The following is a 12,115-nucleotide window of genomic DNA, read 5'->3' as shown; positions in this document are numbered from 1 at the left end:
AGGAAACATTATGAAAACCGGACTCCGCTTTTCCTGCACCATCGGCAATCTGCCGCCCATGACTTTTGCGGTAGTGAATTTTACATTAGATGAAGCGCTTTCAGCGTTATTTACCCTGTCTCTCACATTAGCGGCAAACCGTTCAGATATAGACACGGACACCCTCCTGCTCCAAACCGGGCTGTTCACCGTTACCCGTGACGATATTCTGCAACGTGAAGTGAAAGGATTGGTTGCAAGTGCGGTTGTTGGCGCCACAAACCGACATCAAACTCAGTATCACCTGACAGTCAGACCAGAAATGTGGCTGCTGACCCTCGATCAGGACAGCCGTATTTATCACCAGCTTAGTGTCCCCGATATTTTACAACGCATACTGAAACAGAAGAAACTCCGGGCCAATATGCATTTGAATAACCCACACTCAACGCGGGAATACGTCACCATGAAAAGGGAATCATCCTATGATTTCTTTACCCGCCTGGCGGCTGAGGAGGGGATTTTCTTCTGGTTCGCCGATGACGGGCTCTATCTCAGTGATAGCTACCTGAACATGAGAGCGCCGGATACGTTGATTTATAACCCGGACGTCACCAGCGCAGTAGAAGAAAATGTTATCTACAAATGGTCTCTTGGCTCCTACATGCGCCCGGAATCTACCGACCAAAAAGACAGAAATTATCACAACCCCAATTACGCTTTACAGCATAACGCCACGGATTTTGAAGCGGAGAACGGCACGCCATTTCATATTTTTGAAAGTTACGGCCGTTTTCAGAAAGACAAAGAGGGCATTCCGTTTACCCAGTACCGGCTGGAAGCTTTGCGTGCTGACAGCAAATCAGGGCAAGCGGACAGCAATTGTATTCGACTAATGCCCGGCAGAATCTTCACATTAACCAATCACCCGATTGACACCATGAATGATCGCTGGCAAGTCATCTCTTCCCAACACATGGGGCATGTCCCCGCCGTTCTAGGCGATGGTGGAACCGGCACTACCCTGAATTCACAAACCCAGTTCATTCCTGGTCGCAACGATTGGCGTCCCCCATACCGCTATAAACCATTGGCCGATGGCGATGAAATTGCAACCGTTGTCGGACCCGGGACTGAAGAAATTTACGTCAATAAAGATGGCGCGGTTCGCGTTCACTTCCACTGGAACCGTTATGACGCGCCTGACGACCAGGCTTCTTGCTGGGTGCGGGTTGCACAAGGGTGGAATGGCAACGGATTTGGTTTTCTGGCAACACCGCGAGTCGGTCAGGAAGTGATTATCTCCTATCTCAACGGCGATATTGACCGGCCTATTATTACCGGATGTACTTACAATGGCCTTAACCGCCCACCGCTGAATCTACCTGCGGAAAAGACGCGCACCACGTTCAGAACCAAAACGCATAAAGGTAACGGCTTTAACGAATTACGTTTTGAGGACGCAAACGGCAGTGAAGAAGTGTTTATTCATGCTCAACGGGATATGAATACGCAGGTTCTGAATGATGAAACCCATAATATTGGGCATAACCGGACAGATCATATTAAACATGATGCCCATTTACGCATTGATAATGAGTACCGCGTACAGACGGGAAATGACATTTCCCTATCTACGGGGCAAAAACTCCATATCAAAGCAGATGACGCCCTGTTAACTCAAAGTGGCAATGAAATTCACCTAAGTTCCGGTGCTAAAGTCGTGATTGATGCCGGCAGTGAACTGACCCTACAGGCCGCCGGGCACTTCCTTAAAATCGATGCTGGCGGTATTACCAGCAGTGCGAGTATTAACTTTGGCAGTGGAGCACCCGGCAGCGGCTCAGGTTGGGGTGGCAAGCTACCGGATAGGCTGGATAAACTGAAACAGACAAGTGTCATACAGGCAGAAAAAGCCCTGACGGTGCCGTTGAAAGAAATCTGTCTGACCTGTCTGCTGAAAGCAGAACAGGATGGTACGGCAATGGTTATCAGGGGGCAGTCATGACACCGGAATTACAGAAAAAATGGAGTGAATACAGAGAAATGCATCCCGAAATGAAATGGTATGCCTTAGTCAGCGGCCTACAGTATGAACGTCATTTTGCTGAGGAGATTAAGTATATCGTCGGCACGAATAATCCTCTGTTCCGGCAATACCCGGATGCCAAAATTGCGTTCGCGGGGCCGTGGTTGTTTGATATGGCTTATGCGAAATCATGGGAAGAAAAGTTATCTGCGCTGGAAAAGGTTGCACCTTCGGTGTCCTGGCTACACACCACACTGTCTTTGGACAAACTAACCCGCCACCTTGAAAACTACCTGAATGTTGAGCTGGAAACGGGGGAAACGGCATTGCTGCGTTTTTACGATCCCCGTATCTTGCATCAAATCCGGGATATTTTCAGCCCAGAGCAATTGTCAGCATTCACTGACGGTATTCATGAGTGGGTGTATTCTTTTGATAATAATGATCATTTCGTAAAAGGGGCCTAACGATGATAAAACTCAGCAAGGAGCAGGTCGCTAAATTTATTGATGCGGAAGATGAGGCTTATGTGACCCAGATCCGACAACGTATTCTGGCTGAGCACAGTGGATTAGTCGAAAATGAAAGCGAACACAGCCTGCACGAACGATTAAAGAAGGCTTATCTGGACTTGGTTGAGATGGGGTTCAAGGATGAAGCATTGATCCGCTCTTATTTATATTTCGTTGCATTTAACCGTGATTTTCACGGCTCGCCAGCAATCCAGAATATGTTGAACGCCGGGGATAACCCGGAACAACAATACCGTGATTATTTGCGGGTTATGGATAATTTATTGAAAAGGAGAAATTGATATGCCATTACCACTTCTTGCGCCAGCGGCTCCCGCTCTTTTAGCTGCTGCTGAATGGACACTGGCTGCTTGTGCAGCAGGATTAGCCGCCGTTGGTGTGATAGAAAGCACCAAAGATAGAGAAGGTGAACAAGACAAAGCAAAAGCGGATACACAAACAATTGCTTCGTCCCGTACCGAATGTGAGAAATGTCCGGCTATTGGGAAAGTAATGATGGTTTGGGAAAAGACCACATCGTATTCAGAAATAACCATTGCCTACCAAACAAAAATTGCCGGAACGATATACAATCCTGAATTAAATATAATTGAAACTTGGTTATGCATGGATACAAATTTCGATGGTTGGAAACCTGCACAATGCTTATTTCTTGAAGCTAAGGCTAAGTATGATCAGTTCTTTGAAAATGGTAAACCCAAACCTTGGTGGAAATCGTCAGACTACTCAATGCAAAAACAAGGAAAAAGACAACAATGGGTGTGTACTTCATTAAACAGTACACCAAATTCTCATTGGCATTTTATGCAACATATAAGCTACGCCTATTATTTAGAGAAATTATCTATTTATTCCAATATTAAAGTATTTCATACTCCTTGTTAACCGAATAATTTCTAATAGGAAAAATTAATGACTATTTTATCTTTAGACATAGAAATATATACAGATTGGAAAAAGCCATTAACGCCAGACATTGCAGTTAATGATACCTATAAAATCGTAAAACAATTGGAAGATATCTTCTTTGGATACACTAAAATATGGTACTTAGGAGGAAATAGCCGCGAAGAAGCATTAACTCGGGTAGCTTTTGATGAGAGAGGAATAACAGACGAATGTATAAGCGACTTTAAAGAAAATTATACGGAAGAAGATCCTACGGTTATATCAGGCGTCTGGGATGGAGGCGAGGATGGGCAAGCATGTTCAGTTAGTTACTTTAATTATCATGTTGAAAGACAAGGCCAAACAAAAATAGAGATTAATATATCCATTAAAGAAAAAGAGTTTCACTTTATTAAGTTGATTGATTTTATCAAGTTTCTGGTTTATAGCCATAATTCACCTTATATTATGGTAGAAACTGATAATTATAGAATAAAAAGAAAACAGGTCTTCCCAGATCGTTTAAGTGCCGGCTGGATGCTCTATTTACCAATAGAAATAGATCTGACTTTAGTTCCAATGGCAGAAGAGATAACACCTGTTTCTGATAAAAATGACAAAAAAGGCTCATTGATTATCACTACAAAAGATATCTTTGATATTGAAAACAAGAAACATATCAATAAAGCCAATGATATTGAAATCTGCTTGCGGGATCTACAAATACTACCATTGATGACAGAGTTATAAATATGACAAACAAAGCCGTAATACGATTAAACGATCTAACCGATCATGGTGGTAAAGTCATTACCGCCATTGATAATTACATGTATCAAGGCGTGCCTGTTGCCGCTAAAGGTGATTTAGTCAACTGCCCTAAGTGCAAAGGGGTTTTCCCTATTGTAGAAGGTAGCAATGACTTAAAGCATCAGGGAAAACCTATTGCATTGGAAGGTATGCAAACAGCCTGTGGCGCAAAACTGATTGCCAGTCAGAAAGATTTTCTCGCTTAATGAGACGACAATCATTTTGGCCTATTTAAGGCAACACTGACGCGCTGCGCTTGTCTTCTCCGTTTTACCGGGCTAATACATTAATCCGGTAAAATAGAGAGCCGAGAAAAATACCGTGATTATTTGCGAGTCATGGATCATTTATTGAAAAGGAGAAATTAACATGCCATTACCACTTCTTGCGCCAGCGGCCCCCGCTCTTTTAGCTGCGGCTGCATGGACACTGGCTGCTTGTGCAACAGGATTAGCCGCCGTTGGTGTGATGGAAAGCACCAAAGATAAAGAAGGTGAACAAGACAAGGCAAAAGCGGATACACAAACAATTGCTTCGTCCCGTACCGAATGTGAGAAATGTCCGGCTATTGGGAAAGTAATGATGGTTTGGGAAAAGACCACATCGTATTCAGAAATAACCATTGCCTACCAAACAAAAATTGCCGGGACGATATACAACCCTGAATTAAACCTAATTGAAACCTGGTTATGCATGGATACAAATTTCGATGGTTGGAAACCTGCACAATGCTTATTTCTTGAGGCCAAAGCTAAATATGATCAGTTTTTTAAGAATGGTGAACCAGATTGGATTTTTGGTGAGTTTAGAAAAACACCTACCAGCAAAACAGGGGCAGAAAGTACAATTTGGCAAGCAGAAAGACAAAATAGGGTATGCATAGGATTGAATAATATTCCAAAGTCTCATTGGCATTTTTTGCAGCCTATATCTTATGAATATTTTTCTGAAATGTTTGTTCCTTTTACTAACATTAAAACATTTCATACGCCAATGAGTTGATCAAAAGCCTATAACTATTGCTGAAAATTTCAAACAGGATTAATGATTATGAGTTTAATACATCCAAGAATAAAATTGTTTCACGACCTTAATGAGCCAATAACACCTGAATTGGCGTTAAGGGATGCATATCAGATAATGCAGAAAATAAATAATATTAGTAGTAACCCAAGTTATTGGCATTTACCAGGATATAGTTTAGAGGAAATAGAGGAAAATAATGTATTTACTGATACTGGTTTTACTGAATATGCTATAAGCCAGCTTACAGAAAATTATGATAAAGATGCAAAATATCTTATAGCTACTTTATTTGATATCCCAGGTGATATTGAACTTAAAAATAGAATTTTTTATCAAAGCAGTGATGTAATTTACAATAATAGACTAGGGAAAACAAATATATCTATTGATCTTAACTTAGTGAAAGAAAAATTTAAGATTCAAACTATTATAGAGTTTGTTAAAGCTTTAGCATCTACTCGTAATTCTCCAATCGTTATGACTGAAACACGAGGATATAGATTGAAAAAAAAGCAAGTATTTCCAGACCGAATAAGTGCAGGTTGGATGCTCTATTTACCAATAGAAATAGATCCGACTTTAGTTCCAATGGCAGAAGAAATAATATCTATTTCTGATAAAAATAACAAAAAAGGCTCATTGATTATTACGACAAAAGATATTTTTGATATTGAAAATCAAGATCATATCAATAAAGCCAATGATATTGAAATATGTTTACGGGATTTACAAATACTACCATTGATGACAGAGTTATAAATATGACAAACAGAGCCGTAATCCGATTAAACGACCTAACCGATCATGGTGGTCAAGTCATTACCGCCATTGATAATTACGTGTATCAAGGCGTACCTGTTGCCACTAAAGGTGATTTAGTAAACTGCCCTAAGTGCAAAGGGGTTTTCCCTATTGTGGAAGGTAGTAATGACTTAAAGCATCAGGGAAAACCTGTCGCATTAGAAGGTATGCATACAGCATGTGGTGCAAAACTGATTGCCAGCCAGAAAGATTTTCTCGCTTAATGAGACAACAATCACTTTGGCCTATTTAAGACAACACTGACGCGCTGCGCTTGTCTTCTCCATTGTACCGGGCTAATACATTAATCCGGTACAATGGAGAGCCGAGAAAAATACCGTGATTATTTGCGAGTCATGGATCATTTATTGAAAAGGAGAAATGGACATGCCATTACTACTTCTTGCGCCAGCGGCTCCCGCTCTTTTAGCGGCGGCTGAATGGACACTGGCTGCTTGTGCAACAGGATTAGCCGCCGTTGGTGTGATGGAAAGCACCAAAGATAAAGAAGGTGAACAAGACAAGGCAAAAGCGGATACACAAACAATTGCTTCGTCCCGCACCGAATGTGAGAAATGTCCGGCAATTGGCAACGTTACAATGGTTTGGGAAAAGACCACATCGTATTCAGAAATAACCATTGCCTACCAAACAAAAATTGCCGGGACGATATACAACCCTGAATTAAACCTAATTGAAACCTGGTTATGCATGGATACAAATTTCGATGGTTGGAAACCTGCACAATGCTTATTTCTTGAGGCCAAAGCTAAATATGATCAATTTTTCAAAGATGGAGAACCTAATGACTTTTATAAAAATATAAAGTTAAAGGGAAAAATGTCTGGATATGACAGTATGATTAATCAGGCTAGGAGGCAGAACTTAGTGTGCGAGACATTAGATAATATTCCAAAATCCCATTGGCACTTTCTAGAACCAATATCTTATGAATACTTTCTTACGGCATTTTCTATGTTTCCTAACATTACGGTATTTAACACTAAACTTTAATCATTCTCACAAAAGGAGAATTAAAAATGTCAATGATCTTTTCAAGAATAAAATTATTCCATGACTTAAATGAGGCTTTAACTCCTGAAAATGCATTACTTGATTTATATCAAATTACATGCAAGATAAATAAGTTAACAACTAGAAAAAGTGGTTGGTATTTACCTGGTTATACTCAAGAAGAGAGATTAAAAAATAATGCATTTGATGAAAATGGACCTACTAAATATGCTATAGAAGATTTTAAAGAAACTTATGATGAAAACTCTGGATTTATTGTGAAATCATTATCTGATGGAGTAGATGAGAACAACAACAGTATTCTATATATGGGTGAAGATAAAATCCATGTTAATCCTGTTAGATTAGGTAAAACTAATATATCTATAAGCATCAATTTAGATAAAGATAAATTTAATTTTCAAGATATTATTGAGCTTTTAAAAAATTCAATATCGATTCGAAACTCTCCATTTATGTTAGTAGATACAAGAGGTTACTCGTTAAAACAAAAACAAGTTTTTCCAGATAGGGTTTACGCCGGTTGGATGCTCTACTTACCAATTGAAATAGATCCGACTTTAGTTCCAATGGCGGAAGAAATAATATCTATTTCTGATAAAAATAACAAAAAAGGCTCATTGATTATTACGACAAAAGATATTTTTGATATTGAAAATCAAGAACATATCAATAAAGCCAATGATATTGAAATCTGCTTGCGGGATCTACAAATATTACCTCTGATAACAGAGATATAAATATAACAAGCAAAGCAGCTATCCGATTAAAACGACCTCATACACTGAACCTTAAGCATTAAGCCTCTCGACAATACCCTCCAACGTATTGTCTTTATTGGATTTTCTTTGAGGCAACTTCAACGCGTTTTTGGAGAGATATTTCAGGGCCCAATCCAGATGGTGTTCTATTTCCGACCCGGCATGATGAATAATCGCGCCCAATATCGGCAACAACCAGACATCAACATTTTTGGCTGCCTTGAGAAAGGAGACTGAAGGCAAAAACCGTCTCGCCAGACTGCGCCGGACTATCAACGCCAGCAGACTTGCCCAGATGAGTCCTTCCGCTATCGCTTTCTGACCGGTCGCAAAGCCTGTCCGGTTGGTGTGGGATTTTAATTCCTTGAACAGCAGTTCGACCTGCCAGCGACAGCGATAGAGCGCCATGATGTCATCTGCGGTAAAGTCGGATGGCGGCAGGTTGGTGAGCCCAAAACAGAAGCGCTTTTCCTGCGCGAACCAACGCCGGATGATCCGAAATTCGAATCGGCCACGCCGACAGGTGAAATCCAGTACCTCATCGCGGTTATTTTTGCGGCTGATGTCCCTGAGTTTTTTGCCGCCAGTGTCGGTAATTGTCGCCCCTGTCCATTGCGGGCACTGACAATCAGGGGATTAAGCGATTGGCTTCCCCGCACGATAAATGAACCACTGGACAAGGAAAGTTGTTCAAAGTACCCGAAATCCACATAACCGGCATCCGCCAGCAGCAATTTATTGCGTAAGGTATGGGGAGCTGGTAGATAAGCCCGCTCAGATGCCGTGTCTGCGGTCACCGTCATGGCGATGGGTGATTGGCTGAACAAAGACAGGGTCATATGGCACTCAACCGCTGCCTTCAATGGGCTGAAGCGGCAGGGAAAAACCCCCGCTAAATCGGGATGAACGTTGAATGAGCCGCCATCCTGCAAGAGGATATCGTCAAACTGCTCAAATTTTTTGGGTAAGGGCGGCAGAACGTTTTCAATCAATTGAACCATGGCGAATGTCACCAGTGTCTTCATAAAATCGGCGAAGGTGCTTTTACGCAACTGATTATGGAAGGGTTTATAGGCGACAGTGTGTTTTTCACTCAGGCACATGCCGTTAAACTGCCGGTGCAAGTCAGCGATGGAAGTGCAGTTTCCTTTGCTCAACGCGGCTATCAAACTGAGAACCAGAGACTGTGGCCCAATATTTCTGAACCGCTCCATAAAGCCACATCTGCGGGCCGTTTTTTCAAGAAAAGTGTCACTGAAGAATTGCATTAACTGAGGTTTTGTGGAGATAATTGTCATCGGCTTTATTCTCTGATCTCGGTATTTTGTTTGGCGACAATTATCAGATCATAAATAAAGCCTTTTTTCTATCTAAAATAACAGGTTGCCGCTAAAGATCCTGTTTATGAAGATGGCTTATTAAAGCCGAGTGGTTTTTTAGGAACATCAGGCGCGGAACTCATCGAGGCGCGGGCATCCTTGCCTATAGTGACGCCGGATAGATTTAAGCAAGCTCAAAATTCATCAAAATTAGTGTTGCAAAAACGAGGGTGACCATAGATTTAACCTTTCATATGGAAGAATAAAAAAATCCGCCTGTACTTAATATCATACAATTCCCTCGTCTTTATAATCCTTCTTACTAAGAAGAATAACCATCAAAAAATAATATATAGAAGGAACACAATGGATATCTATCAGGAAAGTATCAGATTTTTAGGTAACGGTGCCGATTTCGATGAAAATGGATTATTTCAATGTGAGTTATCATTCGATACTAATGACCATGGTGAGGCGCTTTTCTTAACCATATTTAAGAATGAAACAACCATTAATTTACACATATCTCTGACCAGTCCAGTTGAATTACCAACGCCTCTTCCAGAAGCGATTGCAGTCGCGATCGGTGAACACGCGCTAGAACCTTTTAGAGGTGGCTTTGGTATTGGCTTAATGCCTGATAGCCGTAGATTAACGATTTATAAGATTATTTCTCTATCAAATAAGCCTCAAAATTATGTGCAAAACATCTTTCAGCAACTGTTAGAAAAAATGGAGCAATGGCACCATTTTATTGAACAAACGAATAACGCAGAAACGATCCCAGAAAAACTACCTGTCGGGATTTTTATTTAATCCCTGCAGCGAACACCCCTATTTATAATATGAGGTTAATTTATGTCAACAATTCAAATTAATAGTCAGCACAGAGGTAGTTTAGACTTCGCGGATATTCAAAATATCAAAACCAATGCGAAAGAAGGTGATACGGTTAAGTTTGGCTCTGTATTTGGTAAAGAATACCGCGTTACTAAAAACAGTGATGGTGAAGTTAGCCTAAAACAAAAAGAGAATCGCAGCTTTTTTAACCGCTTCTTTAGCAATACAGATTCATCGAAAAACAGTGATTTAAAACTGAATCTGATGAACCAACAGCTGCACAAAAAAGAGAACAGCGGCAACGTTAAGGTCTTAACATTAACCTACAACCAGGCTAACCAAAAGATGCCGGAAGAGACTAAGAACTACTTCCAGAATCTGATCCAAAAAGGTGATTATGATGTGGTCTTGTTTGCTGAACAAGAGTCTAAATTGCTTGCCAACGACCTAGAACTCGATGGCATGAACCTCCTTAGCCAAAACAAAATGAAAGTAATGACCAAAGGTCTTGGTGAAGGTGTTAGTTATACTTCTATGTCTGTTTTTGCTAAAGATGGCGTCGATATTAACGTGAAAAAAGAGTCTGAGTATCGTCACGGTATCGGTGGACGATCCATGGCATTCTTCATGGGTATCACTGGTAACAAAGGGGGGGTGAAAACCGCTTTAGAGATCAATGGCCAAGCTTTAAACGTGATTTCCGCGCACTTGGATTCTAACAAAGAAGTAAAGCGTGAATTCGAAGGAAACAAGTTGATGGAGGGGATCAAACCGAATGAAGAGGTTCTGATCACCGGCGATCTCAATGAACGTGAGAAGCGTGTTGCTGAAGGCTCTGATGTGCTGTACGACCCAATTGCACACGATGATACGCATTTAGCAAAACATGGCTTTAAGTTCAAACCACTCGATAGCCATACTTACATGCAGCTTGATAAGCACACTGGCAATATTAAACAGAAAGAAGGTCGAGATCGCCCTGATTTCGGTGAGCTCGATAATACTGGTTTAACCAACAAAACGGGTAACTTACAGAACCATGAAACCAGTGTGATCACTGATGGATTTGTGAATGTCAGTGACCACAAACCAGTGCAGTCTACGTTTGAGGTAAGAAGTTTCTCTCAAAAACTCATAGAAAACGCGATGACTCAAAATGCTGGTGACTTCAAAAATGACGCGGCGTACCTAAAGCCTGGTACTGATCCAGCTAACGCGACGTTTGACGATGTCACTTCCGCTAACCAGGCACGTCTGGGTTTAGAAAGCTTAAGTCCCAATGAACAAGAGTTCGTAAAAGAGAACTTTTCGAGTTTTATTATCGGTAAAGATGCACTCTTCAGTCAGTTAACTAGCGGCTTTATGGAAGAGATGGGTCAACTTCACGCATCTGATCTTGTTAAAAACCCAGCTCAACTACAAACGCAGCAAATTGCATTGAGTGAAAAGTACGAACTTCTCAGTGATAAAGTGAATGCTGAATTTAATAAACAATTCGTTGCCAACCTCTAATAGCAATCTAACAATTGCTCTCTGTTAGATATTAAAAGCAAAGAGTGGTCAGTTTTTGAAAGGGCGTTTATCCCGAAAAAAGTATGCTAAATTGAAAAATTGGCATACTAATCAGCTCGAACATAACGAAGGCGATTCTACCTTAATCGGGTGATGCCTCCGATCGGTTGAAGCGGTATGATGGGTGCTTTTGAGACTCAGCACTTCATAGCATCCATCACCGTTCACTGTCCTCGTTGCCACTCCGACCGCGCATATCGCCACGGTAAGACCCCTGCCGGTCACGTTCGCTATCGTTGCCCAGCCTGTCCCCATGTTTTTCAGCTCACCTACACCTATGAAGCTCGCAAACCTGGCGTCAAAGAGAAGATTGTCGATATAGCGTTCAACGGCTCGGGTGTCCGTGACACCGCTCGTGTCCTCAAGATTGGCATTAACACCGTCCTGCACGCCTTAAAAAAATCGCACCAAGGCAAGTAACTACCGATTGGAATGAAGATTTTACGAGCAGCTTTGAGCGATAAAATTTCTATGAATAACATACATCAAACAGCAAATCATAACCACCCGCATAGCGGGTGG

The 12,115-nt window shown here is 41.2% G+C and carries 13 protein-coding genes and 2 pseudogenes; 14 read left to right on the top strand and 1 reads right to left on the bottom strand.

Annotation, left to right across the window (positions count from 1 at the left end):
• Positions 1-10 precede the first annotated feature (10 nt).
• The 11 genes from tssI (at position 11) to LGZ98_RS15145 (ending at position 7,841) form a co-directional block, all read left to right on the top strand.
• Positions 11-1,987, top strand: coding sequence for a type VI secretion system Vgr family protein (gene tssI / locus LGZ98_RS15195; RefSeq protein WP_262978244.1), 1,977 nt, complete (start codon positions 11-13; stop codon positions 1,985-1,987).
• Entirely contained in the window at positions 1,984-2,475 is a 492-nt protein-coding gene (locus LGZ98_RS15190) for a DUF4123 domain-containing protein (RefSeq protein ID WP_011148675.1), read from the top strand. Before tssI ends, LGZ98_RS15190 begins: the two co-directional genes overlap by 4 nt.
• Positions 2,476-2,477: 2 nt before the next feature.
• The gene (locus LGZ98_RS15185) at positions 2,478-2,822 is read left to right on the top strand and encodes a hypothetical protein (RefSeq protein WP_011148676.1); all 345 of its coding nucleotides are present in this window, start codon (positions 2,478-2,480) and stop codon (positions 2,820-2,822) included.
• Between the two features lies 1 nt (position 2,823).
• Positions 2,824-3,426 (top strand): restriction endonuclease fold toxin 5 domain-containing protein, encoded by a 603-nt coding sequence (locus LGZ98_RS15180; RefSeq protein WP_228902999.1) that lies wholly within the window; start codon positions 2,824-2,826, stop codon positions 3,424-3,426.
• A gap of 27 nt (positions 3,427-3,453) precedes the next feature.
• On the top strand, positions 3,454-4,179 hold the full coding sequence (locus LGZ98_RS15175) for an immunity 52 family protein (RefSeq protein ID WP_162120066.1): 726 nt from the start codon (positions 3,454-3,456) through the stop codon (positions 4,177-4,179).
• Positions 4,180-4,181: 2 nt separating this feature from the next.
• A complete protein-coding gene (locus LGZ98_RS15170) occupies positions 4,182-4,445 on the top strand; it encodes a PAAR domain-containing protein (protein ID WP_113041683.1) in 264 nt (87 codons plus the stop codon).
• A gap of 163 nt (positions 4,446-4,608) precedes the next feature.
• The gene (locus LGZ98_RS15165; RefSeq protein ID WP_228902998.1) at positions 4,609-5,241 is read left to right on the top strand and encodes a restriction endonuclease fold toxin 5 domain-containing protein; all 633 of its coding nucleotides are present in this window, start codon (positions 4,609-4,611) and stop codon (positions 5,239-5,241) included.
• 48 nt (positions 5,242-5,289) lie between these two features.
• Positions 5,290-6,024: an immunity 52 family protein gene (locus LGZ98_RS15160; protein WP_113041685.1), complete on the top strand. Its 735-nt coding sequence runs from the start codon at positions 5,290-5,292 to the stop codon at positions 6,022-6,024.
• A gap of 2 nt (positions 6,025-6,026) precedes the next feature.
• Complete coding sequence (locus LGZ98_RS15155) at positions 6,027-6,290, top strand: PAAR domain-containing protein (protein ID WP_228902997.1); 264 nt, start codon at positions 6,027-6,029, stop codon at positions 6,288-6,290.
• A 163-nt stretch (positions 6,291-6,453) separates the two neighbouring features.
• The gene (locus LGZ98_RS15150; RefSeq protein ID WP_262978243.1) at positions 6,454-7,080 is read left to right on the top strand and encodes a restriction endonuclease fold toxin 5 domain-containing protein; all 627 of its coding nucleotides are present in this window, start codon (positions 6,454-6,456) and stop codon (positions 7,078-7,080) included.
• Positions 7,081-7,106: 26 nt separating this feature from the next.
• Positions 7,107-7,841, top strand: coding sequence for an immunity 52 family protein (locus tag LGZ98_RS15145; protein ID WP_011148684.1), 735 nt, complete (start codon positions 7,107-7,109; stop codon positions 7,839-7,841).
• A gap of 51 nt (positions 7,842-7,892) precedes the next feature.
• Here LGZ98_RS15145 and LGZ98_RS15140 read toward each other — a convergent pair.
• Positions 7,893-9,160, bottom strand: a pseudogene (locus LGZ98_RS15140) (IS4 family transposase).
• A 387-nt stretch (positions 9,161-9,547) separates the two neighbouring features.
• Between LGZ98_RS15140 and ati1 the strand changes: the two are divergent.
• The 3 genes and pseudogenes from ati1 to LGZ98_RS15125 form a co-directional block, all read left to right on the top strand.
• Entirely contained in the window at positions 9,548-9,997 is a 450-nt protein-coding gene (gene ati1, locus LGZ98_RS15135; protein WP_011148685.1) for an Ati1 family type III secretion system chaperone, read from the top strand.
• 42 nt (positions 9,998-10,039) lie between these two features.
• Positions 10,040-11,533, top strand: coding sequence for an exonuclease/endonuclease/phosphatase family protein (locus LGZ98_RS15130; RefSeq protein WP_228902982.1), 1,494 nt, complete (start codon positions 10,040-10,042; stop codon positions 11,531-11,533).
• Positions 11,534-11,713: 180 nt separating this feature from the next.
• Positions 11,714-12,007, top strand: a pseudogene (locus tag LGZ98_RS15125) (IS1-like element transposase); the annotation flags it as partial.
• Between the last annotated feature and the right edge of the window lie 108 nt (positions 12,008-12,115).

Source organism: Photorhabdus kayaii (assembly GCF_025384895.1).
In the GTDB taxonomy this organism is placed as follows: domain Bacteria; phylum Pseudomonadota; class Gammaproteobacteria; order Enterobacterales; family Enterobacteriaceae; genus Photorhabdus; species Photorhabdus kayaii.
The sequence above is the reverse complement of the archived record's forward strand: the minus strand, read 5'-3'. Positions and strand labels throughout refer to the sequence as shown.